Annotated in this window: 19 protein-coding genes; 10 read left to right on the forward strand and 9 right to left on the reverse strand. The window is 48.2% G+C overall.

Translation table 11 applies throughout. The features are described 5' to 3' along the window. The first annotated feature begins 1 nt into the window (after position 1). From glpK to I3X05_RS13075, 4 genes are all read left to right on the forward strand, one after another. On the forward strand, positions 2–1,519 hold the full coding sequence (gene glpK, locus I3X05_RS13060) for a glycerol kinase GlpK (RefSeq protein WP_337970783.1): 1,518 nt from the start codon (positions 2–4) through the stop codon (positions 1,517–1,519). 185 nt (positions 1,520–1,704) lie between these two features. After that, complete coding sequence (locus I3X05_RS13065; RefSeq protein ID WP_039430350.1) at positions 1,705–2,472, forward strand: DeoR/GlpR family transcriptional regulator; 768 nt, start codon at positions 1,705–1,707, stop codon at positions 2,470–2,472. A gap of 241 nt (positions 2,473–2,713) precedes the next feature. Beyond that, positions 2,714–4,252: a glycerol-3-phosphate dehydrogenase gene (gene glpD / locus I3X05_RS13070; RefSeq protein ID WP_045571267.1), complete on the forward strand. Its 1,539-nt coding sequence runs from the start codon at positions 2,714–2,716 to the stop codon at positions 4,250–4,252. Between the two features lie 98 nt (positions 4,253–4,350). Beyond that, positions 4,351–5,280, forward strand: a complete 930-nt coding sequence (locus I3X05_RS13075) for a zinc transporter ZntB (protein ID WP_045571112.1) — start codon at positions 4,351–4,353, stop codon at positions 5,278–5,280. A 12-nt stretch (positions 5,281–5,292) separates the two neighbouring features. Here the strand turns inward: I3X05_RS13075 and I3X05_RS13080 are convergent, their stop codons facing one another. Continuing rightward, entirely contained in the window at positions 5,293–6,393 is a 1,101-nt protein-coding gene (locus I3X05_RS13080) for a GNAT family N-acetyltransferase/peptidase C39 family protein (protein WP_045571113.1), read from the reverse strand. A 66-nt stretch (positions 6,394–6,459) separates the two neighbouring features. Here I3X05_RS13080 and I3X05_RS13085 point away from each other — a divergent pair, with 66 nt between their 5' ends. Continuing rightward, complete coding sequence (locus I3X05_RS13085) at positions 6,460–7,911, forward strand: RimK family protein (RefSeq protein ID WP_045571114.1); 1,452 nt, start codon at positions 6,460–6,462, stop codon at positions 7,909–7,911. A 62-nt stretch (positions 7,912–7,973) separates the two neighbouring features. On the opposite strand, the gene I3X05_RS13090 is transcribed toward I3X05_RS13085, so the two are convergent. Beyond that, positions 7,974–9,158: an NnrS family protein gene (locus I3X05_RS13090; RefSeq protein ID WP_045571115.1), complete on the reverse strand. Its 1,185-nt coding sequence runs from the start codon at positions 9,156–9,158 to the stop codon at positions 7,974–7,976. Positions 9,159–9,292: 134 nt separating this feature from the next. Here I3X05_RS13090 and I3X05_RS13095 point away from each other — a divergent pair, with 134 nt between their 5' ends. Next, a complete protein-coding gene (locus tag I3X05_RS13095) occupies positions 9,293–9,847 on the forward strand; it encodes a gamma-glutamylcyclotransferase family protein (protein ID WP_045571116.1) in 555 nt (184 codons plus the stop codon). Positions 9,848–9,877: 30 nt separating this feature from the next. Here the strand turns inward: I3X05_RS13095 and I3X05_RS13100 are convergent, their stop codons facing one another. The 3 genes from I3X05_RS13100 to I3X05_RS13110 all read right to left on the reverse strand — a co-directional run bounded on the left by I3X05_RS13100 (position 9,878) and on the right by I3X05_RS13110 (position 13,548). After that, positions 9,878–10,510 (reverse strand): outer membrane beta-barrel protein, encoded by a 633-nt coding sequence (locus tag I3X05_RS13100; protein ID WP_052702566.1) that lies wholly within the window; start codon positions 10,508–10,510, stop codon positions 9,878–9,880. Positions 10,511–10,788: 278 nt separating this feature from the next. After that, on the reverse strand, positions 10,789–12,390 hold the full coding sequence (locus I3X05_RS13105) for a methyl-accepting chemotaxis protein (protein WP_045571117.1): 1,602 nt from the start codon (positions 12,388–12,390) through the stop codon (positions 10,789–10,791). 180 nt (positions 12,391–12,570) lie between these two features. After that, positions 12,571–13,548 (reverse strand): LysR family transcriptional regulator, encoded by a 978-nt coding sequence (locus I3X05_RS13110; RefSeq protein WP_082069713.1) that lies wholly within the window; start codon positions 13,546–13,548, stop codon positions 12,571–12,573. Between the two features lie 48 nt (positions 13,549–13,596). Here I3X05_RS13110 and chrA point away from each other — a divergent pair, with 48 nt between their 5' ends. Further along, positions 13,597–14,739: a chromate efflux transporter gene (gene chrA, locus I3X05_RS13115; RefSeq protein WP_193166973.1), complete on the forward strand. Its 1,143-nt coding sequence runs from the start codon at positions 13,597–13,599 to the stop codon at positions 14,737–14,739. Positions 14,740–14,989: 250 nt separating this feature from the next. Then, on the forward strand, positions 14,990–16,675 hold the full coding sequence (locus I3X05_RS13120) for an AMP-binding protein (RefSeq protein WP_045571119.1): 1,686 nt from the start codon (positions 14,990–14,992) through the stop codon (positions 16,673–16,675). A gap of 352 nt (positions 16,676–17,027) precedes the next feature. On the opposite strand, the gene fusA is transcribed toward I3X05_RS13120, so the two are convergent. Then, positions 17,028–19,115, reverse strand: coding sequence for an elongation factor G (gene fusA, locus I3X05_RS13125; RefSeq protein ID WP_045571120.1), 2,088 nt, complete (start codon positions 19,113–19,115; stop codon positions 17,028–17,030). A 218-nt stretch (positions 19,116–19,333) separates the two neighbouring features. Continuing rightward, a complete protein-coding gene (radA, locus tag I3X05_RS13130) occupies positions 19,334–20,713 on the reverse strand; it encodes a DNA repair protein RadA (RefSeq protein WP_337970784.1) in 1,380 nt (459 codons plus the stop codon). 134 nt (positions 20,714–20,847) lie between these two features. On the opposite strand from radA, the gene I3X05_RS13135 reads away from it, so the two are divergent. Continuing rightward, positions 20,848–23,196 carry a PilZ domain-containing protein gene (locus I3X05_RS13135; protein ID WP_045571122.1) on the forward strand — a complete coding sequence of 783 codons (2,349 nt, stop codon included), beginning with the start codon at positions 20,848–20,850 and terminating at the stop codon, positions 23,194–23,196. A 59-nt stretch (positions 23,197–23,255) separates the two neighbouring features. On the opposite strand, the gene serB is transcribed toward I3X05_RS13135, so the two are convergent. Next, on the reverse strand, positions 23,256–24,236 hold the full coding sequence (serB, locus tag I3X05_RS13140; protein ID WP_193166975.1) for a phosphoserine phosphatase: 981 nt from the start codon (positions 24,234–24,236) through the stop codon (positions 23,256–23,258). A gap of 102 nt (positions 24,237–24,338) precedes the next feature. On the opposite strand from serB, the gene I3X05_RS13145 reads away from it, so the two are divergent. Further along, the gene (locus I3X05_RS13145; RefSeq protein ID WP_039431638.1) at positions 24,339–24,947 is read left to right on the forward strand and encodes a YtjB family periplasmic protein; all 609 of its coding nucleotides are present in this window, start codon (positions 24,339–24,341) and stop codon (positions 24,945–24,947) included. Positions 24,948–25,002: 55 nt separating this feature from the next. Here the strand turns inward: I3X05_RS13145 and deoD are convergent, their stop codons facing one another. Then, the gene (gene deoD, locus I3X05_RS13150) at positions 25,003–25,722 is read right to left on the reverse strand and encodes a purine-nucleoside phosphorylase (protein WP_039430363.1); all 720 of its coding nucleotides are present in this window, start codon (positions 25,720–25,722) and stop codon (positions 25,003–25,005) included. Positions 25,723–25,797 lie beyond the last annotated feature (75 nt).

Below are 25,797 nucleotides of genomic sequence, written 5' to 3' on the forward strand. Positions count from 1 at the left end.
CATGACTGAGCAGAAGTACATTGTGGCGCTGGACCAAGGCACAACCAGTTCTCGCGCGGTGGTTTTAGACCACGACGCGAATATTGTTTCCGTTTCCCAGCGCGAGTTCACTCAGATCTACCCTCAAGCAGGATGGGTAGAGCACGATCCCATGGAAATTTACGCCACCCAGAGCTCAACCTTAGTGGAAGTTTTGGGTAAATCCGGCATTCGTAGCGACCAAGTCGCCGCCATCGGTATCACCAACCAACGTGAAACCACCATTGTGTGGAACAAAGAGACTGGCAAACCGGTGTATAACGCGATTGTGTGGCAATGCCGCCGCACCGCCGATATCTGTGAAGATCTGAAAGCACGCGGCTTGGAGAGCTACATCCGTGACAATACAGGCCTAGTGCTCGACCCTTACTTCTCGGGCACCAAGGTGAAGTGGATTCTCGATAACGTGGAAGGCGCTCGCGAAGACGCTGAAGCCGGCAAACTGCTGTTTGGTACCGTCGATACTTGGCTCGTTTGGAAAATGACCCAAGGCCGTGTGCACGTAACCGACTACACCAACGCCTCTCGTACCATGCTATTTAACATCAACGATTTGTGTTGGGATCAGAAGCTTCTAGACGAAATGGACATTCCAGCCTCAATGTTGCCAGAAGTGAAACGCTCTTCTGAAGTCTACGGCCAAACCAACATCGGTGGTAAAGGTGGTACGCGTATTCCAATCGCCGGGATCGCAGGTGACCAGCAAGCAGCACTGTACGGACAAATGTGTGTTGAAGCGGGGCAAGCGAAAAACACCTACGGTACGGGCTGCTTCTTGCTGATGAACACGGGTAAAGAGAAAGTGGCGTCGCAAAACGGCCTACTGACCACACTGGCTTGTGGCCCACAAGGCGAACCCGCCTACGCGCTGGAAGGTGCGGTATTTATGGGCGGCGCATCGATTCAATGGCTACGCGATGAGCTTAAGCTGATTTCTGATGCGCACGACTCTGAATACTTTGCTACCAAAGTTGACACTTCAAACGGCGTGTATGTGGTGCCTGCCTTTACTGGCCTTGGCGCACCATACTGGGATGCCTATGCTCGCGGCACCATTGTCGGCCTGACTCGCGGCGTGAACTCGAATCACATCATCCGCGCGACACTAGAAAGCATCGCCTACCAAACTCGCGACGTGTTGGATGCAATGCAAGCCGATTCAGGCATCAAGCTCTCTGCGCTGCGCGTCGATGGTGGTGCGGTGGCCAATAACTTCTTAATGCAGTTCCAATCCGATGTATTGGATACCGAAGTGCACCGTCCGAAAGTGACCGAAGTAACCGCACTTGGCGCAGCATACCTGGCCGGCCTTGCCGTGGGTTACTGGAACAGCATTGATGAGCTGAAGAACAAAGCGGAAATCGATCGCTCTTTCCTTCCTCATCACGACGAAGAGAAACGCAACCGCCGCTACAAAGGCTGGAAGCGTGCCGTTAAGTGTGCGCAAACTTGGTCTGAAATGCGCGATCTCGAAGATTAATTCTTACCTCCCCCTATGTTTGGGCGCCTTCATGGCGCCCTTTTTTGTTGTTTCAGCCGATTTCTTGATGTTGGTTGCTTCTATGAATGCGTTATTTAGCGCACAATAGCCCGAGTGATTATTTTCGAATGCCAGCATTTCTAACCCTTAAGGACTAAGCTGGTTAGAGGCATCAGGGAGACAAAGTGAAGCAGATACCAAGACACCAACAAATTATCGAAATGGTGAAAAAGCAGGGATACGTCAGCACCGAGGAGCTGGTCGAGAAATTTAATGTTAGCCCGCAGACCATTCGCCGTGATCTGAACGAACTTGCCGACGAGAATAAAATCCGCCGCTACCATGGTGGCGCAACCATTCCGCTCAGCTCAGAAAACACCTCCTACTCGACCCGCAAAAAAGAGCACTTTACCGAGAAAGATCTGATCGCCGAAGAGCTAGCCAAGCACATTCCCGATGGCGCTACGCTGTTTATTGACATCGGCACCACGCCAGAGGCGGTTGCCAAAGCGCTCAACAAAAATCACAAGCAATTGCGCGTCGTTACCAACAACATCAACGTCGCCAGTATTTTGCTCAGCAATCCAGAGATCAAAGTTATCCTCGCGGGCGGAGAAGTGCGTAACCGAGATGGCGGCATTGTCGGAGAAGCCACGTTGGATTTCATCAAACAGTTCCGCCTCGATTTCGGCATCTTAGGCATCAGCGGCATTGATTACGATGGCTCCTTGCTCGATTTCGATTATCACGAAGTGCGCGTTAAACAGGCCATTATCGAAAACAGCCGCAGTGTGTACTTAGCGGTCGACCACAGCAAATTTGGCCGTAATGCGATGGTGAAACTGGGCAACATCTCGCAAATTAACTTGCTGATCACCAATCAGCAACCTCCCGAAGAGATCAGCGCCATACTCAAAGAGCATCAAATCCCGTTAGAAATCGCTAGCCACTGACCTTTCCTCAAGCTCCCTTTGCGCCTCACTTCTTTGGTGGGGCGTTTTTGTTTTCGTCTCCACAAACACCCAAACGCGCGCCTTATCAGCTTCCTTTTCTTTGTTCTTATGCGCAAATCACACAAACGCTCAAAAACGAAAATAAAAGATGATCTCATTCGAAAATTCGGTTAGGCTTCTTTTAGTTTCTAAAATGCTCGTTCGCTCAACATGACAATACAAAAATAGGTCAGCTTCTATGATGAACTCACAACCTCAACAATCTCCAATTCTTGATCTCATTGTCGTTGGCGGTGGGATCAATGGTGCTGGTATCGCCGCCGACGCAGCAGGCCGTGGGCTTAGCGTTGGTTTATACGAAATGAAAGACTTCGCTTCAGCTACCTCGTCAGCCAGTTCGAAACTGATCCACGGTGGGCTGCGCTATCTTGAACACTATGAGTTTCGTTTGGTCTCGGAAGCGCTTGCTGAACGTGAAGTGCTGATCAAAAAAGCACCGCACATCGCCTTTCCGATGCGCTTTCGTTTGCCACATCGCTCCTATCTGCGCCCAGCGTGGATGATTCGCTGTGGGCTATTTTTGTATGACCACCTTGGCAAACGCACAACGTTACCTGGCAGTGAAAAGGTCAATCTGGCGCAGACAGGCCTTCTCAAAGAAGAGATGAAAGTGGGCTTTGAGTACTCCGATTGCTGGGTGGATGATGCCAGACTCACACTCTTGAATGCCCTTTCCGCACAGCAAAATGGCGCGGAAGTGCGCAACTATTGCAAAGTGGAAAAAGCCGAACGCACCGAAGGGATGTGGAAAGTAACGCTGCAAGATCAGCACACTGGCGAGCGTTTTGAGCGCATGGCGCGTGCGTTGGTCAATGCGGCTGGCCCTTGGGTAAAAGCGTTTTACGATCAAAGTTTGGCTACGCCATCACCACGCAATATTCGTTTGATCAAAGGCTCACACATCGTGGTACCACGCGTGCATCCCGATCCTCAGGCGTATATTTTACAAAACAACGATGGTCGGATCGTTTTTGTTATCCCTTATCTAGATAAGTTCTCAATTATCGGCACCACCGATGTGGAATACAAAGGCGACCCGCGCGAAGTGGCGATCGCGGAGCAAGAGATCGAGTACTTGATTGATATCGTCAATCAGCACTTTATCCACCAGCTTGAGCGCAAAGACGTAGTATGGACGTACAGCGGCGTGCGCCCTTTGTGTGATGATGAGTCGGACTCACCGCAAGCCATTACCCGCGACTACACCATCGAGCTTGAGCAAGAGTTAGACCAAGCACCTCTTCTCTCCATCTTTGGTGGCAAGCTAACCACTTACCGCAAGCTGGCGGAATCGGCGATGCGTAAATTAGCGCCCTACTTTACCGAGATGGGTCAAGCATGGACCGCCAACCAAGCCCTGCCAGGCGGACACTTTAGTTGCACACGCGAGCAACTCGCCACGTCACTGACCCAGCAGCACGCATGGCTACCCCCTGCTTTGGCACAACGCTACGTAGCGCAATTTGGTAGCGATGCTCGGGTGCTGCTGCAAGATGTAGCTCAAGAGAGCGACATGGGCCTGCTGTTTGCCGAAGGCGTCTACCAAAAAGAGATCGATTATATGCTGAACCATGAGTTTGCCCGCTGCGCAGACGATGTACTGTGGCGACGCACTAAACTTGGCCTTTACCTCACCCCAGAGCAGGTAGATGAACTCACACGCTATATTCAGCAGCAAGTAGAAGGTACTCAGCCAGCGCTACTTAAAGCGGCCTGTTAAACCTAAGCTCTCTGTTTCTTAGCAAACAACACTGGCGTCATGGCAGTAAGTCGCGTACTTTGAACACTGCCATTTTTTAGGAAACAGAGAGCCTATCCATGGGATTTATCATTGCTCACTGGGATTTCAATTCCGCCCCGGCGAATCAGCCAAGTGACAATCAACTGCGCATGCAAGCGGGTCACTGGTATCATTGTGAACGCCACCATCCTGATATCCGCCGCTGGTTAATCGACAATCAAGTGCCACTGAGCACCATTAACCACCTTTTAGCTGACGAGACTCGGCCCTCTTTTCACCGCTATGATGATGAGAGCTTCATGCTGATCCTGCGTGGTGTGAACATGAACGAAAACGCCACACCGGAAGACATGCTAAGTGTGCGTATTCTCTATTTTAACGGCTGCTTAATCTCTACACGCAAAATCTCCTCCAAAGCCATTTCCGAGATCCGCGACACGCTGACGCAACATAAAGGGCCGCAAACACTCGGCGATCTGCTGCTCGCCATTATTGATGGCTTGACGGGGAAAATGCAGAGCTATCTGCAAACCATTGAGGATCAAATCGAACGCTTTGAGTTAGACACCGAACAGATTGGCGATGTGATTGAGGTGCAGAAATCGCTCCTGAGCGTCAAACGCTTCATTCGTCCACAGCAATACGCGATTGCCGACTTCGCTATGTCTGAACTCAATCTTTTACAAAACAAAACACTGCTGATTAATTACGCGCTCAGCAATATCACGCGTATCAATGAAACTATCGATTTCTACTTAGATGAGCTGCAACTGTTGAAAGAACAAATTCAACAGTTGCGTGAAGACAAGATCAGCCGCAACAGCTACTTGTTTACCTTGATTGCCAGTATTTTCCTGCCGACCAGTTTTTTAACTGGATTGCTGGGCATCAACATCGGTGGTATCCCGGGTGTCGAATCCCCTGTTGCTTTTATGTGGTTTTGCATCGGCTTAGTGGTGATTTTTACCGCCGAAGTGTTGCTACTCAAACGGCTCAAATTTTGGTGACCATTGCCATTATTATCGGGGCACACGGCCTGGTTTGATCACCACGCAGGCCGTGTGTTTCTGTTTGCCAAAACCAATGATCTGCGACAACGCCTTTTTACTCACCGTCACATGTGCCGAGGCTATGGCATCTTGTTCAGACTCGGCATGCGGATCGTGAATAAAGAAAAAGCGCTCGCTCATGCCGCTCAACAACACCCAGTGCGGCTCCTTACTACCATTAAAGCGGTAGGTGCTGATCAGCAGCAGCACGCTCGCCCCTTCTCTGACCCACTGCTCCAGTTGCATTTGGGTTGGCGGCGCTTCAATCATGCTGACGTCAAACTCTTGCAACTGTTGGCAGAAATCTTGATGGACGATTTCGATCACTTGTTTTTTATTTTCATCTCGCACGCTGTCGATAAACGGGGTCGATTTGGCATGACTCCACAGCTCGACATGGTAACCGCGTCGCGCCGCAGCAAGTGCCAATCCGTGGCCACTGCATCCACCGTGCCCAGCTGCCATGAAAATCGTTGTCGCTTCACGCCACAGTTGTAATTCCTCTTTTCTTGACGGCGTAAATTCCGGGGTGCTATGTGCAAAGGCCATCAGCAAACACGCCGCACCACAGGTAAATGGCGTAGTCTGCACGTAAAGAGGCATCGGTAGTAACGTTTTCGGCCCATAGTGCGCCAGCCGTTTTTGCATGCGGATGCCATCACACAAATCATCATAATAATGAATCAGCAATTTAAAGGTTTTGTAACCCAATTTTTGGTACAAATTTATTGCGGCTGTATTGTCTTCGCGAACCTCAAGGCGTAATGTAGTGAAACCCTGTTCAATGGCCGAACGCTCACATAGTTCAATCAAAGACTGAGCAATTTTCTGCCCACGAAACTCAGGTCTTACAGCAATCGAATACAATCTTGATAGTTGTGTTCCTTGATGAAACAGTAACAGCGCATAGCCTGCTAACTGTTGGCCACTATCCGCAACCAGCAGCATGGCATGGTCAGATTGGATAAAACGTTTCATTTGTCTCGGTGCAATTCTGTCACCGGTGAAAAGTTCTTTTTCCAGCTTGTTCAACGCATCAAGATCGGTCATTTTCGCGACACGAAAATCCATTTGGCACCTTCGGGAATGAGTAAGAAAGCTTCCTCATCATAGCTCGTTTATTAAGGAAAAAAAGAGATGGCAAATCTTTTAATTGTGACTGACCAAACCAGTGATTGGCAGCAGTATTTTCCATCCGAACAAGTGGTCAATGTTGCCCAATATTTAGACAGTGAATGGCAACACAATCAGCGCAGTGTACAGGTTGTTAACCTGTGCCGAGATTACAGTTACATGAGCAGTGGCTACTACTGCTCTCTGATGGCGGGCGCACGCGGACATCGCGTCATCCCGACCGTCACCGCCATCAACGACATTACCCAGCCATTATTGATCTCCTCCGGTTTTCTTCGCCTTCATCGTCTACCGAAAGATCAAGATGAAATCGCGTGCAAGATCTACTTTGGCCGCACAGAGCAAAAAGGGCTAGAAAAGCTGGCCAGACGCCTGTTTGAACAATTTATGGTGCCAGTGATTGAGCTGAAAATGACCCGCAATCAGCACAACTGGCAAATCGACTCAGTACAGCCTTTCCCATTCCAAGATCTTGAAGAACAAGAGGAAAACTTCTTTATCGAATCGCTAGAGATGTTCTCAAACAAAGTATGGCGCAAACCCAAGCAAGAGAAAAAATATCGCTACGATATCGCGATGCTGGTCGATAACGAAGAGAAAATGCCCCCGTCAGACCCTTCCGCGCTCAAACGCTTTAAGCGTGCCGCTGCACGTTTAGGGATGAATTTGGAAACCATTTCTCGTGATGAAATTTCGCGTCTTGGCGAGTTCGATGGCCTGTTTATCCGCGCGACCACCAATATCAGCAACTATACCTACCGCTTTGCCAAAACGGCCGAGAAACTAGGGCTGGTGGTGATGGACGACTCCGAGTCGATCATGAAGTGTACCAACAAGGTCTTTCTCACTGAGCTGCTAAAAAACAACAAAGTGCCTGCGCCAGACAGTGTGATTTTGAAAAACTTTGACCCGGAGTGGAAAAGTGATCTACTCAGCGAATTAACCTTCCCTATGGTACTAAAAATTCCAGACGGTGCTTTTTCACGTGGCGTAGTAAAAGTACGTAATGAAGAAGAGCTGGAAAGAGAAGCGGCTGCTCTGTTTGAAAAGAGCGAGTTGATTTTGGCTCAAGCCTTTATGCCAACCGACTTTGACTGGCGCATTGGGATTTTGAATCGCCAAGCGATCTTTGGCTGTAAATACATGATGAGCCGTGGTCACTGGCAGATTTATCAGCATCACAACAGCGGCCGCGTCTCTTCTGGTGGTTTTGAGACGCTGGATCTAAAACAAGTGCCGAAAAATGTGGTTGATGTAGCGCTCAAAGCGGCCAACTTGATCGGCAATGGCCTCTACGGCGTGGATCTCAAAGAAATTGATGGCCAAGTGTACGTGATTGAAGTCAATGACAACCCAAGCATCGATCATCATGTCGAAGACGCCTTCCTCGGTGATTTACTTTACGATCGCATTATGACCGAATTCTTGCGTCGTATTCAGATGCGCGGTTTCTAATTTTACACAACAAGCTCTGCTAACAACCAAGCCACTAGCAATGAGTGGCTTGGTTTTTTCTATCATCCCGGATGCCCATCCACCCTTGGCGTGAGTAACATCTTGCCAAACTTAACCACAAACAAGGTAAAAGCGACAATCCACAACGCCGCACTCAAGTTTACCCACACAAACAGATATTCAGGAAAGGCAATCACCCCAAAGCTGCGCACGCACGCCGCCAACAAGATGGAGAGAAAAGCGACGCGCAGATTTGGTCCTTTGTATATCATCCGCCCGGTGTGCCCCATCGTCACACGCGCAATCATCGCCAAGATCAAGCCGCCCAGCGCACCGATGGCAAACAAATGCAGTAAATTATGCGTTGCTAGCGGGTTATGCCCAACGCCTCGTAAAATCAAGCTAAGCGGCAGACACAAATACGCGCCATGCAGTGACCAAACCAACGGCTCGCTCAATGTTCGCCATGGTTGCCAACGGTAAAAACGAACCAGTTGAATAATCCCAGTGAACAACATAAGCGCCGGACCAATTTGAAGAAAAGTGACCGGGAAAAAACTGAGAACAAACAGTAGAACCAGTGGCAAGTTTGCCAGCCAATCTAGCCAGACTAAAGCCGGCGCTTTTTCAAAGTTAAAACGACGGGCAGTAAAAAACGGGATAACGCGGCCGCCCATGACCGAAAGGAGTAACGTAAACCACCACAACATCGCCTGCCACACTGCGGAGGCACTAAAAGGCGGCATGCCTTTTACGGTGGCGTAACTGGCAAAATTGGCCGCAATCGCCAACAGAAAAAGGGGCACGAAAAACAGGTTGCGCCAACCTTTCGCTTTGACAACACGGCTTCCAACTTCATACGCGACTAAGGCAAGGAACAGCGCTTCGATACTGGAGGTCAGCCAAAGTGGCGTGGGTGTCCAGAGCAAAACTCTTGGCAAGATCCAAAGTACCACTAACCAAGCGAGACGATGGTGTTTGGTGCCATTAACCCCTGTCCAGTTTTGTACCGCGGTGAGTAAGAAGCCAGCGACGATCGCCATGGCAAATCCGAACAACATTTCGTGGACATGCCACCACAGCGCGGGTACTGCCAACCAAGAAGGTTGCCCCTTTTGAAACATCCACACCCAGGAAAAAATGGCGACGACCGCATAAACAGAGCCCAGTAGAAAGAAAGGACGAAACCCCAATCTTAACCAAGGTGGGATCGCTTCCTCCACCCGCTTATCCGTAATATTTAGCATCGCAGCTCCCATAACTTGATTTGATTTTGCTCGCTGGCCGCAGTGTAACACCAAAAGATGTAAAATAAATACAACTTTAAAATTATTCTCAGGTGGGTATAAATAGTCCCACTGCGATCACTTGGGGAGCTCTTATGTACATCTTTGGTTATGGTAGTTTGATCAATTCGGCGTCGCGCCAATTAACCGGACAGACAGGCGAAGCAATTCCTGTCATTGCGCATGGCCTAGTGCGCTATTGGGGCAAAGTGGACGATAGCTATGTTCTCTCACCTTTAGTGGTTAACCGCGGCGACAGCCAAGTCAACGGTGTGTTGCTTGAGATTGATGAGCAGGCATTAGCCGAGTTTGATCGACGAGAGCGCGGTTATCACCGCATCGCCATCAGCGCAGAGCAGATAGAAACGGAGCACACATTTGATCGTGACTATCCGATTTGGGTTTATGTAAAAGAGCAGCCGGAGCCGCCCTGCACTTTAAGCCCAATCATGCAAACCTATGTCGATACGGTTTTAGCTGGCTGCTTGGAAATCTCCGCCGATTTCGCCCGTCATTTTATCGACTACACCGTTGGTTGGCACTTTCCCAAAGAAAACGACCGCCACGCGCCGAAATATGGCAATTTGGCTGGGGTTGAGCCGCATCACTATCCACTGATCGATGCACTGATTACTCAAAAGGGAGCATAATACTCCCTTGGGTCAAGCATCAAATAATCATCAGAACTTGTAACGGCCACCAATATAAAGGGCTGTTAGATCGACATTGGTGTCGTAAAATTCAGTGCCAAGGCCACGGTAACCACCTTGGATCATCCAACCAGAGTCAAACTCGTAGCCAGCTTCAATGCCGTAAGTGAAACCATTGCCACTTTCGCTCTCCATTGTCGCCGAGTTGTAGTTGCTCTTAGTTAGCTCTACTTCAAACTTAGTTGCTGAATAACCCAGCAAAGCCCCTACGTAAAACTTAGTATTAGAGAAATAGTACTTGGGACGAATGTTCAGACCGTAGCCTGAAAATGATCCTTCAACGTCCGCAGAAACAATCCCACCATTAGTGGTCGTTGCTAGTGCACTACCCAATGTTTTAGAGCCGTAGTTTACGTACTCAAATTCAATACCAGTAACGAAATTGTCAGTGATTTTTTTATCGAAGCCAATCGCAAATGCGGCACCAGCATCCAGATCATAAGACTTCGCATTTGCATCATTGATAGAAACTTCTGTTTTTAGCCCCTCAAGCCCCACATACCAGCCCTGTTTAGGACCAACTTGAGTTTGTTCGATCTCTTCCGCACCTGCTGCAAATGCAGCACCCATAGCCAATGCCAGAATCGGCAAGATTTTATTCATTATAATTCCCTTGTATGTCATACTGTTAAACAGTAAACCAATCGCGCAGGATTATAATATCTCTTGCTTTTTAACCAATTAGGAATCTCATAAAATGAGACAGATTCCATAAAAATGGGTGATATATTTATACTTTTGTATATGAATTAAACACAATAAAGCGTTCTTACGCCCATATGTCGTTAAGTTTGCACATGGGCTTTAGAATAAGAAATCAGAGAAATGAATACATGCAAAGCCCAATGCTCAGCACGTCCCTTAGCCTGTCACCAAAATAGTTAAAGTCTAAAACGTGTCATTTTTTCATCGAGCTGGCGAGAGAGTTCCGCTAATGTTTCACTCTCTTCGGCTAAGAAACTGGCGGCTTGCGACATCTCCATCGCGGCGTCGTTAATCCCACTGACGTTGCGATTCATCTCTTCCGCCACGGCACTTTGTTCTTCCGCAGCTGTAGCTATTTGCGTTGCTTTGTCACTCACATGACGAATATGGTCAACGATAAGCTGTAAATCTGCTCCGGCGTGCTCTGCCTGGGCCACACTGCTGTCGGCCAAAGAGCGGCTTTTTTGCATTGCAGCCACCGCAGCCACCGCAAGTTGCTGTAGACGATGAATGGTGGTTTGAATTTCATCGGTCGAATGATGAGTACGTGCCGCGAGATTACGTACTTCGTCAGCGACCACGGCAAAGCCTCGCCCTTGCTCACCAGCACGAGCCGCTTCAATCGCCGCATTGAGGGCCAGAAGGTTGGTTTGTTCAGAAATGCCACTAATCACACTGGTCACTTCACTGATTTGCATCACGCCTTCTTTGAGTTTGTTGACCTGCTCATTAGCCACATTTAACTCAACGGAAAGCTGGCGAATGCTATCGACACTGGAATGCACATCCTTGTCCCCGAGGTTGGCTTCTTTGGTGGCGTCGAGTGTATCGCGCGCCGTATCTTCAGCATGCCCGGCCACATCGGCCACCGTCGCACTCATCTCATTCATCGCGGTCGCCAGTTGATTGAGTTGATCGCGCTGACTGACTACCGCTTGGCTGGTCTCTTCCGCTGAAGTAGCAATACGCACCGCGGCATCGGCCACTTCTGACGCTGACTGCACGGATTCATACAGAGCATCTCGAACCGAGGCAATGCTTTGATTAATATCGTGCGCTAAGCGGCCGAACTCATCTCGACCTTCAACCTTCACGCGAGCGGTTAAATCACCTTTCGCCACTTGCTTCATGCTTTCGCGAATCGCTTGCAATGGCTCAACCACTGCGCGGGTAATCACGATACCCAAGCCGCTCATTAGCAAGGTGGCAATTAAAGTGGCCAGCCCCATTTTCATGATCTGCTGATTGACCGCCGATTCAATGTCATCTAGCAGCATACCCGAACCAATAATCCATCCCCACGGAGCAAATCCTTGCACCACTGAGAGTTTATCGGCTGGCTGCCCAGCATTATTTTGCCAAGGATAGATCAATGACCCGCTTCGGCCATCACTGCCTTTTTCTACCATAGTGAACCAGAACTGCCCGTCACTGCCATTGCCCATCTGTTTTCCGACCAGATCATCACGAATGGGATGGACAATGGTGTAGCGGTTTTCATCCATCACAAACAGGTAATTTTCGCCGTCAAAGCGCGTATGTTTGATCAATGCTTGCGCTTGTTGCTGCGCTTCTTGTCTCGGTAACGTCTGATTGAGGTAAGCCACTTGAGAAAACACACCGCGGATCACCGCATTTAAGCGGGCTTCTCTTTCAAAAATGAGGTTTTGTTTGAGTACATTGGCAGAAATAGCCAGAAGAGAGAGAAATCCCAGTATTCCAACCGCAATAATAATAGCCAGCTTGTAGCTGACTTTGATGTTTCTTAGCTTCAACATGACGCGATACCACCCTAAATCAATCTTGAATAAATGTTGAGACTGATAATTTTGTTATTTTGGGACTGAATGTATTTATCATGGTCGACGGTTTTTACTTTGCCAGTATAGATATGCAGATTGTTATTGAGCTCAAAAAACATTATGCAAGACCATGAAATGCACCCAGTGGTTATACTTCTATTCTAGCCATTTCGCCTGAATGATGGTTCTCTTCACCACCTCTCTCAGCCAAAGTCCCTTATCACTCTGCGTGACACTCGAATGCCAAACCAAGGAGATATCGAAATCGGCCACGGTGAGAGGTGGCTGAAACGTCACAAGACCATCGTCAAAACCGTTCGCTTTCGCCATACGTTCCGGCACGATGGCGATTAACTCTCGGCCAACGAGAAGATGGCGAATAGTGAGAAAATTTCGACTGGCTAAAGAGACACGGCGGCTCAAACCGTATGAAGCTAACGTTTTGTCGGTTTGTGTCGTCAAACTGCCATCGGTACTGACCAACGCTTGTTCGAGCGCGGCAAATTTCTCTAACGTCATGCCTTGCACATCAATAAGCTGTGGATCGCACAGGCATACATGGCGCTCAGTGTAGAGGTACTGCTCGCAAAACTTGCTGTCCAATTGCGGGATCGATCCTATCACCACATCCAACTTTTCTTGTTCCGTCAAGGAGATATAGTTTTGACGATTGACATTGACAAAGCTGACTTGCGCGCCAGGCGCTTCAGATCGTATCGCGTCATACAATTGGGCGGCAAAGATAAACTCCGCATAGTCTGTCAATCCGATGCGGCAAACACCTGCAAACTGTGATGGACAGAACTCACGCCGAGTCAAAAGCTCGCGTGCAATCGATTCAAGTAGCCCATCAATAAACGGCGCAATTTTATGCGCGTACTCGGTTGGCTCCATCTTGTGTCCTTTGCGTTCAAACAGCGGGTCGTCCAACATGATGCGTAGTCGGCCTAAGCTGTGGCTCATGGCAGACTGACTAACGAAGCCCATTTCGGCGGCTACGCTGACACTCCGGTAGCGGTAAAGCTGTGAGAAGACCACCAGCAGGTTCAGATCCATATTCTTCCAATTCAGATCGCCGAGCACTTTCATCCCATCCTGTTCATACAAAAAATTAAAACTATTAATTTGAATCATTATAAGTCGCTGCGTACAGTGTGCTCATCATTTATATGAGAAAAATCCATGTTCACAATTTTCAAAACCTTCTTTTACTTGGGCTGGATCAGTTTCGGCGGCCCTGCAGCACATATTGGTTACTTTCGTCATACGTTTGTGGAAAAACGCCATTGGCTGAGCGACGAGGAGTACGCCCAATTGGTCGCCTTAAGTCAGTTTTTGCCTGGGCCGGGATCAAGTCAAGTCGGCTTTGGTTTAGGCTACAAACAAGGGGGCCTGCCCGGTGCTTGTGCGGCTTTTTTCGGTTTTACGCTTCCCTCAGTCATTGTCATGTTGCTGTTGGCGCTGCTGAGCAGCCAAATCATGGGCAACTTTTGGTTCGAACAGGTCGTGCATGGTCTCAAGCTACTAGCCGTGGTCGTGGTCGCCGATGCGGCTTGGGGCATGTATCAGAATTTTTGCCGCACACGTCTAACCACAGCGCTGTGTGTTGTCACCGCTTTTGCCTTGTTGGTTTTCGCTTCTATCGCGACACAAATGTTGCTGTTGCTTTTGGCTGCCGTGATTGGTGTGGCCTTTATAAAAAACGATAAGGTCGCTTCTCCATCCGAGTTTAAACCGTCACTATGGCCACTGGTGATGTTTGTTCTGCTGCTTTTGGCTGTGCCCATTGCTACGACACAACACTCTCTTCTCGCGCTTTTCAACGATTTCTTCCAAGCAGGCAGTCTGGTATTTGGTGGTGGTCATGTAGTGCTGCCTCTTTTGCAAAACATTGTGGGCGATAAGCTCAGTCAAGACGCCTTTTTAACCGGTTACGCCGCTGCACAAGCCGTGCCCGGGCCTATGTTTACCTTTGCCACCTACATTGGCTATGTGCTTCATCCACAGGCACCGATTCTCGGAGCCTTAGTCGCGACATGCGCCGTCTTTCTGCCTGGTTTTCTTCTGATGCTCGCTGTGTTGAAAAACTGGCAACAACTGGCGAACAAGCCGAAAGTCAGTGGCGCATTGATGGGGGTCAACGCGTCAGTGGTGGGCCTACTGGTAGCGGCGCTTTATCAACCCGTGTTTAGCAGTGCGGTAAGCTCTGGTCTTGATGTCGGGCTAATTTTGTGCGGATTTTTTCTGCACAAACAGATAAAGCTACCCATATTAGTACTGGTTATTTTCTTTATGCTCGCTGGTGTTGTCAGCGGCGGGTTCTAGTCCTGCTCGCTGGATCTCTAAGCGTGTTGTCTGCCCAACGGGTTGTTTTGACTGCAGTTGGGCAACGCCTAATTCTCTTTTCAATACCACATCCAGAAAAAGTCAGCGAAACGGATTGGATCAATTACTTGGCGCAAATTCTCAACAGCAAAACGTGGATTTTTATTTCTGACTCCTCTAAAACATGCTAAATTAACAACAAATTAACATAACAATAACGATTGTTTTGCCAATAACATGGAGTTAGAGAATGATTCAGCCTAACGAGTTAAGCAAACCCAACTGTGCTCTCCCACCGCCAAATGAAATGATCTTAAAATGGGCAGCGGAACGCCCGAATGAGGTCTATCTAAAACAAATCATTAACCGCCAGTTCGTCGAGTTCACCTATGCGCAAGTCGCTGACCAAGCCCTGCGTTTAGTCACCGCTCTTCGCGAACTTGGTGCACAACCGGGCGATCGCGTCGCTCTGATTTCGAAAAACTGCGCCGAATGGTTTATTTGCGATTTGGCGATGATGCTTGGTGATTACGTCAGTGTCCCGATCTTTCCAACCGCGAGTGCGGAAACGATTGAATACTGTTTGAGCCACAGTGAAAGTAAAATTTTGATCGCGGGTAAACTTGATAATCCGGAGACCACACAAAAAGTCATTGATGAGATGACCGATATCAAGAGCATCGCGTTACCGTATGATTCTGCGCCACAATGCCAGTATCAGTACAAAAACTTGATTGCCAAGGCCGAGCCGAGTCAAGAGCGCCCACAGCACGACGATGATAAACTGATGTCTTTAGTTTATACCTCGGGAACGTCTGGTCTGCCGAAAGGCGCGATGCTCACTTATGGCGCATTTTGTTGGTCGGTGCATCAACTGATTAAACACATCGGAATTCAAGAAAACGACCGCCTGTTCTCCTATTTACCTCTCGCGCACATCACTGAGCGCGTCTATATCTTTGGCTCCTCAGTGATCGGCGGTGTTCCTACTGCCTTTCCCGAATCGCTGGATACTTTTATCGAAGATGTCAAAATGCAGCGCCCAACGCTGTTCATTTCCGTACCACGCTTATGGACACTGTTCCAGCAGCGCATCCAAGACAAATTGCCGCAAAAACGTCTTAATTTTTTGCTGAAGATTCCCTTGGTCAATTCCTTGATCAAAAAGAAATTGGCCGATGGACTTGGTTTGGATCAAGCACGCGTGTTGGGTTGTGGCTCCGCCCCAGTTTCCCCGGCTCTGCTCCAGTGGTACCACAGTGTCGGGCTCAACATTACTGAAGCCTGGGGGATGACAGAGGCCTTTGCCTACACCACATTGAACTACCCTTTTAAGGCCGACAAAATCGGCAGTGTTGGCAATGCCGGGCCGGGTATTGAACTGAAAATCGCCGAAGATAGCGAGATCATGGTTCGCAGCAAAGGACTCTTTTCTGGCTACTATAAGAATGACATTGCGACCAAAGAATCCTTTGATAAAGAAGGCTGGCTACATACTGGCGACATAGGATCCATCGACAGCGAAGGCTATTTGACCATTCAAGGTCGTAAGAAAGACACCTTCAAAACCGCCAAAGGCAAGTTTGTCGCTCCTGTCCCCATCGAGAAAAAACTCTTTGAATACAGCCGAGTGGAAATGATGTGCCTTATAGGCTCGGGGCTACCTGCACCAATCTTGCTTGTTGTGCCACATAACTTCCCCCATTTTGACCGTGAGCGGTATGAACGGACAACGCAAAAGGTCATCAAACGCATGAATGCCGAATTGGAATCTCATGAGCAGATCAAGGGAGTTCTGATGATTAAGGAGCCATGGAGTATCGAAAACGGCATTTTGACGCCAACCCTGAAAATAAAACGTCATGTGCTTGAGCAGAAGTATCACGAAGTTGGTCACAACTGGCCAAAAGATAAATTGGTGGTTTGGGAAGAATAACCTGTTCATCGACACGCCTTAAAGACTCAAAAGCCGCAGCCTCACTCCTAATATAGAGTCTGCGGTTTGTTCAATTAAAAACATCGATATGACCTTTCTCAGCAACTACATGTGCGCGCATGCTGGCTATTTCCGACGAGAGAAAGTCCTGCTTTTTCGCCAGTGGCTTCTCGACGAAATAGCGAACTTTCAGTACGCTTATCCACTCACTGGCATTGATGTAATCAGCAATATCGATTAGTCGAGGCGAATAGATAAAGAGGCTAAGAGCAGCTTACCGCATCTTGATATCCAAATAATAAAAAACCCGCAGTTGCCTGCGGGTTTTTCTGTTATCGAGTTAAGTTAAGAATTACTTCTTAGCGTTACGCTCTTTAACTTCAGCAATCACTTGCTCTGCTACGTTGTTTGGACATGCTGAGTAGTGAGAGAACTCCATAGAGAACTGACCACGACCAGAAGTCATTGTACGTAGAGTACCGATGTAGCCGAACATTTCAGAAAGTGGTACGTCTGCTTTAACGCGAACGCCAGTTACACCCATTTCCTGGTTCTTGATCATGCCGCGACGACGGTTCAAGTCACCGATTACGTCACCAACGTGATCTTCAGGAGTGAACACGTCAACTTTCATGATTGGTTCAAGAAGCTGAGGAGCCGCTTTAGGAATTGACTGACGGAATGCGCCTTTCGCTGCGATTTCAAATGCGATTGCAGATGAGTCAACTGCGTGGAAGCCACCGTCAAACAGTTCAACTTCAACGTCAAGCACAGGGAAACCAGCCAAAGTACCAGTCGCCATCATAGACTTGAAGCCTTTCTCAACTGCTGGCCAGAATTCCTTAGGAACGTTACCACCCACAACGGTTGATTTGAAGGTGAAACCAGTGTTTTGCTCTCCTGGACGGATACGGTAGTCAATCTTACCGAACTGACCTGAACCACCAGACTGTTTCTTGTGCGTGTAGCTGTCTTCTACTGCTTTGGTGATAGTTTCACGGTAAGCAACCTGAGGAGCACCCACTTCAAGCTCAACGCCGTAAGTACGTTTCAGGATATCCACTTTGATATCTAGGTGAAGTTCGCCCATACCTTTCAGAATGGTTTCACCTGAATCTTCGTCAGTTTCAACTTGGAATGATGGATCTTCTGCAACCATTTTACCGATCGCGATACCCATTTTCTCAGAACCGTTCTTATCTTTTGGCTTAACCGCGATAGAGATAACTGGATCTGGGAAGATCATTGGCTCAAGAGTACATTCATGCTTAGGATCACATAGAGTGTGACCAGTTTGAACGTTCTTCATACCAACGATCGCGATAATGTCACCCGCTTGTGCTGCTTCAAGCTCGTTACGGTCGTTTGCGTGCATCTCAACCATACGGCCAACACGCTCAGTCTTACCAGTTGCACTGTTAAGAATGGTATCACCCTTCTTAATTTTGCCTGAGTAGATACGAACGAAAGTCAGAGCACCGAAACGGTCATCCATGATCTTGAACGCAAGCGCTTTTAGAGGCGCATCAACAGATACTGTTGCTACTTCACCAGTTGGCTCACCCGTTTCTGGGTTAGTCAGAGGCTGAGGCTCAACTTCAGTTGGAGACGGTAGGTAATCTACAACCGCGTCTAGTACAAGCTGCATACCTTTGTTTTTGAATGCAGAACCACAGTACGTTGGGAAGAACGCTAGATCACGAGTACCTTTACGGATACAAGCTTTGATTTGCTCGATAGATGGCTCTTCGCCGTCCATGTAAGCCATCATCAGATCATCGTCTTGCTCAACAGCAGATTCGATCATCATCTCACGGTATTCTTCAACTTGATCTACCATGTCTGCTGGAATTTCTTTGATTTCGTAGTTTTCTGGAAGACCTGTGTCATCCCATACGAATGCTTGACGAGTCAATACATCAACTACACCTACAAACTCGTCTTCACGGCCGATAGGTAGAGTCATCACTAGAGGGTTGGCGCCTAGTACTTTCTTCACTTGCTCAACAACGCGGAAGAAGTCTGCACCCATACGGTCTAGTTTGTTAACGAAGATCAGACGAGATACTTCTGATTCGTTCGCGTAACGCCAGTTTGTTTCTGACTGAGGTTCAACACCGCCAGAACCACAGAATACACCGATACCACCGTCAAGAACTTTCAGAGAACGGTAAACTTCAACAGTGAAGTCAACGTGTCCAGGGGTGTCAATTACGTTAAAACGGTGGTCTTTCCAGAAACAGGTAGTCGCAGCAGACTGGATAGTGATACCACGCTCAGCTTCCTGTTCCATGAAGTCCATCGTTGAAGCGCCGTCGTGTACTTCACCCAGACGGTGGATTTTACCAGTAAGCTTCAAGATACGCTCAGTGGTAGTGGTTTTACCCGCGTCAACGTGCGCGAAAATACCAATGTTTCTGTATTTTGATAAATCTGCCATTGTCTTACTCTGTTAATAAGGTATAAAGTGCGCGCAGAGTATATCACAATCGTTCAAGACTGATACCCTTGCATGCCATTCGTTAAGAAAAATTTTCTTCTACAACAGTAAAGCTTACCAATGCTTAGCTTGCAAAGCGGCGCGAAACTATATTTTTGCTTCCTCTGTTCACGCACAAAATTTTCCTTCCTGACTATGAAGATCGAACTCTCTACTCTCTAGAGTTCATCAAAGGCACTGATCGCATCGGCAAGTTTTTTCACCCCGTGGATCTGCATGCCCGCAATTCCGCCTTTCGGCATATTCGCCATTGGGACAATCGCTTTCTTAAAGCCATGTTTGAACGCTTCATTGAGACGCTCTTGACCACTGGGGACTGGGCGGATCTCGCCAGCCAAGCCCACTTCGCCAAAAACCACTACGTCTTTAGGCAGCGGCCGATCACGAAAACTCGACAGCAGCGCCATAATCAGCGCCAAGTCAGCGCTGGTTTCACTCACCTTTACCCCACCGACCACATTAACAAAGACATCTTGATCAGCCATTTGTAAGCCGCCGTGCTTATGTAAGACCGCCAATAATAAAGAGAGACGGTTTTGCTCAAGACCAACAGCGACCCGACGAGGATTAGCAAGCTGCGAGTAGTCCACCAGAGCTTGGATCTCGACCAGAAGCGGCCTAGTACCTTCCCAAACCACCATTACCGAACTGCCAGAGGTTGCTTCTTCTCCACGTGACAAGAAAATCGCCGATGGATTACTTACTTCTCGCAGCCCTTGCCCGGTCATCGCGAATACGCCGAGCTCATTCACCGCACCAAAGCGGTTTTTGTGGCTACGCAGGGTACGAAAACGACTATCGGTATCGCCATCAAGCAGCACAGAACAGTCAATAATATGCTCTAATACTTTCGGCCCCGCTAAGGTGCCATCTTTAGTTACGTGCCCAACAATAAAGACAGCGACATTGTTTTGTTTGGCATAACGGGTTAATGCCGTCGCGGATTCACGTACTTGTGCAACACTACCGGGTGAAGATTGCACATCTGAAACATGCATGACCTGAATCGAATCAATCACCATAATGCGTGGTCGCACTTCTTCGGCAATTTGGCAAATCTTATCCACGTTAGTCTCTGAGAGCATTTTCAAATGCTCTTTCGGCAATCCCAAACGAGAAGCTCGCATCGCAACCTGTTGTAAAGACTCTTCGCCAGTGACGTACAACGCTGGCATGTGTGCCGAGAGTGCACACATCGTTTGCAACAACAACGTCGACTTACCCGCACCTGGGCTTCCGCCAATCAAGATTGCCGCACCGGGTACGATACCACCACCCAACACGCGATCCAGCTCTTTAAAACCACTGGTAAAACGTGGGACTTCCTGCAGATCGATATCAGACAAAGTCTGTACTTTGGACTCGGTTGCACTGCCCGCATACCCTGACAAACGTTCATTACGTGCGACACTCGGCGAAGCCGCTAACCTGACTTCAGTAATGGTATTCCAAGAACCACAGGCGTTGCATTGCCCCTGCCAACGAGGAAAATCCGCCCCACAGTCGTTACATACATACGCGCGTTTTGCTTTCACCATGCCGCCTCAAATTGTCCAGCCTGTGATCCTGTCAGACCACTGATTCATTAAACACAGAACAAAGTGCTGTTATACTTAAGTTTATTATCACTTTGCCGATACTCTTATCAAGAACAGATACTGTAACAGAAAAGATGGAACAAGCTGAAATTCTCTCAATCGCAGAAAGACTCATCCCGCTGTACAACGCGGAAGATTTTGATTTTGTCCTGAGTCAACTGACCGAGGGAGAACCGCCATCGGCTAAATTGCTGGTGAAGATGGAGCTTAACCGCATCATGGCGCCATGCAAAAAAAGTATCGACTTACGTGGTCGTGTGCAAGGTGAGTGCCGTGAATATGAGTTGGATGGTTTAAAGCACTGGCTTGATGATGTCGCTTTTAATGCCTACCACAAAAACACGAAGAAATTTGGCCGCTATACCGAAGGGGTATGGGAAGCATTAAGCAATACACGTAATAGTTTCCGTGTGTTGGGCAAAAACACGCAACAGCCGGAAGGTCTCGGGTTAACGGATCCGGCTAGCCCTTATGAAGCGGAAACCATTTACCTTGGCTACGATCTTAAAAGACAAGAAAAGCGCCTGCGCGTGCAGTCGCAGGTGGAAATAAAACTGTCTAAAGGACAAGTTTTGCATGGTGTGAGCGTCGATCTCTCTAGCTCTGGCGCTAAATTCAAAGTGCCGAGTGCCTTTAATTACAACCTCGGTGAAATTATACAGGTCTCCTTTTCCGAGCTCGCCAAAACTTCGCAAGTGGCGAACATCGACAAAAAATTGGAGTATCGCGTGATTGCCGTAGAAGACTCTTATGAGAACGATGCGGTCAAATTTCTACGTTGTCTGCGCCTGACCGAAACCAACATCATTGCCCGCGTGATTGATGAATCACTAAGCAATTCGGCCAAACGGACTCGCCACGATAACCAAGACAAAATCATTCGTTCAAGAACGCGTGGATACGAGCACATCTATCTTAAACACACCTGCAACCTGCCGCTGTTTTTCCAAGGAAGTGAGCTCAAACTGGCGATGATGACGCCCAACAATGCGCCGATTTGGAATTACTGGCACGATGAGCGCAAGCAGCAAGTCTTCGGCACGCTATTTAATCCACAAAGAATGGAGATGTTGATTAAGTCTGGCGTGAAAGGGGCCAGCAATGTCATCTACTCCTTTACTCACGAGCATGAGGGCAAGACCTTCTTCTATTCGATGCTGATGCCTGAAGCGACTCGAGAACAACGACAGCTTTTTTGGCATTTGGGAGCACGTCGTTCAAGCTGGCGCGCATTCCGCATTACCATTTTTGAGCTTTCAGACAAAGAGAAGCAGCAATTAGCCTCTTTTTCTTCTGAGCTTGCCGATGCGTCAACCGCCCTGACTCACTGCGGTATTTTGCAAGAAATTGCCGATGACAGTGTGGGTGACGATTATCTATTTACCGAGAAACCTCGTATTCCAGCCAGCACGCTAAATACATTTCGTCACCCAAGAAAGATCGTCGGCTCGCCCAAGGGAATTTTCTTCGACGCAAAGTCGAGGCGCAAAGAGCCAAGATACAGCTTTCAGTCGCCACTGCTTTTGACTAAGAGTGGCGGCTTACAAGCGCAAGGTAATACGCTTGATTTGTCCAAGCGCGGGCTGAGTTTGCAATTGAATGCGCCGTTGGTACTGGTTGCCGGAGAAGAGGTTGAGGTCAATTACCTTGAACTGCAACTGTATGACAAAAAACTCCCGCTAGATAAAGTGCCGTATCGAGTAATACGTGTAAGCCCAGACGGCCAGCAAGTGCAGCTGGTGATTGATGAAAATAGTCAAACCATCAAAACCATCGCTTTTTTCAACAGCATTATAGAACACAACCAAGATAAGCTGATTGCCCAGCAAGAGATCCTGCCGAACAATGAGCTATTGGAGTCATTGCATAGCATATTGCTCTCCAAGATGGTGAGCACACCTATTTTTATTAGCAAAACACCATCAGGTTATCGCACTAAAGTGATTGGCGTGAATTTTCCACTAGAGAAGCACTTAATGCTGTTGGCAAAGCTAGGCCACAAAGAGAACTTCTCTCTCGAGCCAATCTACAAAGGCCGCTCGAATACGCTGATCGCGAATCCAACGAAGAGGATCGACGGCATAGAGCCGACTCATCATGAAATTTATATTGCGGTGACTAAATTCAGCGACAAGATCAAAGCCGTTCAGACCAAGATGCCGATGGAATTCGACAGCGTCAAAGAGCGCATCCAATTTGTGAAAAAGGCAAAAATGTCTGGTGAATTTTATGTGCTGAGGCTTTCCACCGCGCCGATTTTCAGCCCGATGACCTCTTTACTGCAAAAAGATCTTAACGATTTAGCCCATCTGAGCATGCACCAAGCCAGCAAGCTGGAGAAAGAGCTCTCCACCTTAATGGGTTATTGCGAAATGGAAGACATTACTGAAGAAGTATTGATTCGTCTTGAGTTAAGCGATTAAAGCTCATGAACAACAAGGAGCGATAATCGCTCCTTGTTGTTTAGAGAAATCTCAATCGATTAAGGCTTGGTTTGCCAACTGATTTTTTGCTGCCGTGCCAATACACCAGACAAAATGCACACAATGCCACCTAAACCAGCAAAGCGCACCGCGTTTTGTGCCTGCTTTTCCACTTTGGGTTTGGCATGATACGCAATCCCCAACCCAGCGGCCTGCATCATCACCAAATCATTAGCACCATCGCCGACAGCAACAGTGTTGTGCATTTCGACGTCATATTTCTCGACAAGCTCGATGAGGATATCGGCTTTGGTTTGCGCAGAGACCACCTCTCCCAACACTTGCCCCGTCAACCGTCCGTCAATAATTTCTAGTTGGTTAGATTGGGCATGATCTAAACCCAAACTCTGCTTTAAATGATCAGAAAAATAGGTAAATCCACCTGAGGCAATCGCCGTCTTCCAACCAAACGCTTTTAAGGTGTTGATAAGCTCGGGTAAATCCGGCATCAAGGGCAACTGCGCACGCACACTTTCGAGAATCGACTCATCGGCACCTTGCAACTTTCCAACACGTGCTCGCAAGCTCTGCTCAAAATCCAGCTCGCCCTGCATGGCCCGCTCAGTGATTTCGGCAACTTCTTCGCCCACACCCGCCAACTTGGCAATTTCATCAATACATTCAATTTGAATGACGGTGGAATCCATATCCAGAACGATCAACCCCGGTTTGGAGAGATCAGGGACATCTTGCAAATTGGCGTAATCAATTTGGAGGCTTTGCAAAATGGTTTCGTGTTCTGCGGTCAGTTCGCCCGCCATCAGCGCCACCTCGTAGCGTCCGACTTTCCAAGTATCGATGATCGGGTTGTACATTCCGGTAAAAAAATCGATGTCCTCAAAATGCCCCGGAGCTAAATACTCAGCATACATCAGCCAGTTGGCTCTGTTTTTATCCAGTTGTGTAGCAAATCGAGTTTCTGGCAAACGAGTCAAAAGTTGAGTATGCCTTCTCAGCGGCAGTGTCTTTAGCGCTTCCATGAATCTAATCCTTTGTGAACCTTGGCAAACGTTAACCTATTGCAATTTGAAAAGGCAAGCCCCAAACTGGCATTTGTTCGCGAATCAAAGTTAGTGCTAGATATGAAAGAGTCTCTTTTTTCACTGCGGAATGCCTTACGCGTCGTCGCGCTGATCATTTTAGGGGTGATGTTTTTCATCACCATTAAAAACAGCGTGGTGATCAGCAAAGGGAACGAACGCATCCAGGCGCAACAACTGGAAACCTTAACCAAGGTGTTAAGCTCTCAGGCTGCCCTTTCGGCCAGTGATATGATTGTGCAAAAAGATCAGGAACAGTTGCTCAAGTTAACCAATCAGTTAGCGAAAGAGCGTTTGGTCTTTGATGCCACCATTTACGACGCAGAAGGCATCCGTCTCGCCTCCAGCGAAAAAGCGCTGACGGTGCGTGAGGTGTTGGGGCTAGATACGCCGCTAGCGACAGCGGGCATTGGCCGCCAACAGTTGGTCGAACCCGTTTATGCCGATAACAGCATCATAGGTTTTATCCGCATCACGTTTGAGACAGGCAAGGTGACGGCAATTTCTGATCATCACTATCGCAAAAGTGACCGCTATATGTTTTTGATGATCTTGATGAGTTTCGTCGGCGGCATGCTCTTTATTCTCATCCTACGCAAAAAGCCGCAGCCCAAAGTCGAGAACCTGTTACTCACCCATAAAGATCCATAAAAAAGAGCCTGCATTGTCGCAGGCTCTTGATATTGCGTTGTAAAATCTAAAACACTTACTCAGCATCACCCAGTAGCACAGAGTCCAACGCGATGATCATCATATCGTTGAAGGTGTTCTGACGCTCTTCCGACGTGGTTTGCTCACCGGTTTTGATGTGGTCAGAGACGGTACAAATCGTCAGTGCTTTCGCGCCGTATTCCGCAGCAACGCCGTAGATACCTGCCGCTTCCATTTCTACGCCGACAATGCCGTATTTGTCCATCACGTCGAACATGTCTGGATCTGGCGTGTAGAACAGTTCAGCAGAGAATAGGTTGCCCACTTTTACATCGATACCACGCGCTTTCGCTGCTTCTTCAGCGGCTTTGACCATTTTGTAATCCGCGATAGCGGCAAAGTCATGACCTTTGAAACGGATGCGGTTCACTTTGGAATCCGTGCACGCGCCCATGCCGATCACGACATCACGCACTTTGATCGCTTCGCTCACTGCACCACAGCTACCTACGCGAATGATTTTCTTCACGCCGTAGTCTTTGATAAGTTCAGTCGCATAAATAGAGCAAGATGGGATGCCCATACCATGACCCATAACCGATACTTTACGACCTTTGTAAGTACCAGTGAAACCGAACATATTACGAACATCACACACTTGAACGACGTCCTCTAGGAACGTCTCTGCGATGTATTTTGCACGTAGTGGGTCACCAGGCATCAGAACGACGTCTGCAAAATCACCCATTTCAGCATTAATATGCGGAGTTGCCATGTTTTTGTTTCCTTGTTTTTCATTCACAAAAGACTTGCTTTGTATTCGCAAAAGAATAGAGAGGCATACCTCTCT

Origin of the sequence: Vibrio navarrensis (genome assembly GCF_015767675.1) — a bacterium.
In the GTDB taxonomy this organism is placed as follows: Bacteria; Pseudomonadota; Gammaproteobacteria; order Enterobacterales; family Vibrionaceae; genus Vibrio.

What these genes read in the sequence shown, in the direction of transcription:
- deoD (WP_039430363.1), bottom strand. Translation starts at nt 25,722, where the DNA reads ATGGCAACTCCGCATATTAATGCTGAAATGGGTGATTTTGCAGACGTC.
- glpD (WP_045571267.1), top strand. Translation starts at nt 2,714, where the DNA reads ATGAACTCACAACCTCAACAATCTCCAATTCTTGATCTCATTGTCGTT.
- I3X05_RS13090 (WP_045571115.1), bottom strand. Translation starts at nt 9,158, where the DNA reads ATGCTAAATATTACGGATAAGCGGGTGGAGGAAGCGATCCCACCTTGG.
- I3X05_RS13105 (WP_045571117.1), bottom strand. Translation starts at nt 12,390, where the DNA reads ATGTTGAAGCTAAGAAACATCAAAGTCAGCTACAAGCTGGCTATTATT.
- I3X05_RS13120 (WP_045571119.1), top strand. Translation starts at nt 14,990, where the DNA reads ATGATTCAGCCTAACGAGTTAAGCAAACCCAACTGTGCTCTCCCACCG.
- fusA (WP_045571120.1), bottom strand. Translation starts at nt 19,115, where the DNA reads ATGGCAGATTTATCAAAATACAGAAACATTGGTATTTTCGCGCACGTT.
- chrA (WP_193166973.1), top strand. Translation starts at nt 13,597, where the DNA reads ATGTTCACAATTTTCAAAACCTTCTTTTACTTGGGCTGGATCAGTTTC.
- I3X05_RS13100 (WP_052702566.1), bottom strand. Translation starts at nt 10,510, where the DNA reads ATGAATAAAATCTTGCCGATTCTGGCATTGGCTATGGGTGCTGCATTT.
- I3X05_RS13110 (WP_082069713.1), bottom strand. Translation starts at nt 13,548, where the DNA reads ATGATTCAAATTAATAGTTTTAATTTTTTGTATGAACAGGATGGGATG.
- I3X05_RS13145 (WP_039431638.1), top strand. Translation starts at nt 24,339, where the DNA reads ATGAAAGAGTCTCTTTTTTCACTGCGGAATGCCTTACGCGTCGTCGCG.
- I3X05_RS13135 (WP_045571122.1), top strand. Translation starts at nt 20,848, where the DNA reads ATGGAACAAGCTGAAATTCTCTCAATCGCAGAAAGACTCATCCCGCTG.
- I3X05_RS13095 (WP_045571116.1), top strand. Translation starts at nt 9,293, where the DNA reads ATGTACATCTTTGGTTATGGTAGTTTGATCAATTCGGCGTCGCGCCAA.
- I3X05_RS13075 (WP_045571112.1), top strand. Translation starts at nt 4,351, where the DNA reads ATGGGATTTATCATTGCTCACTGGGATTTCAATTCCGCCCCGGCGAAT.
- radA (WP_337970784.1), bottom strand. Translation starts at nt 20,713, where the DNA reads ATGGTGAAAGCAAAACGCGCGTATGTATGTAACGACTGTGGGGCGGAT.
- I3X05_RS13080 (WP_045571113.1), bottom strand. Translation starts at nt 6,393, where the DNA reads ATGGATTTTCGTGTCGCGAAAATGACCGATCTTGATGCGTTGAACAAG.
- I3X05_RS13085 (WP_045571114.1), top strand. Translation starts at nt 6,460, where the DNA reads ATGGCAAATCTTTTAATTGTGACTGACCAAACCAGTGATTGGCAGCAG.
- glpK (WP_337970783.1), top strand. Translation starts at nt 2, where the DNA reads ATGACTGAGCAGAAGTACATTGTGGCGCTGGACCAAGGCACAACCAGT.
- serB (WP_193166975.1), bottom strand. Translation starts at nt 24,236, where the DNA reads ATGGAAGCGCTAAAGACACTGCCGCTGAGAAGGCATACTCAACTTTTG.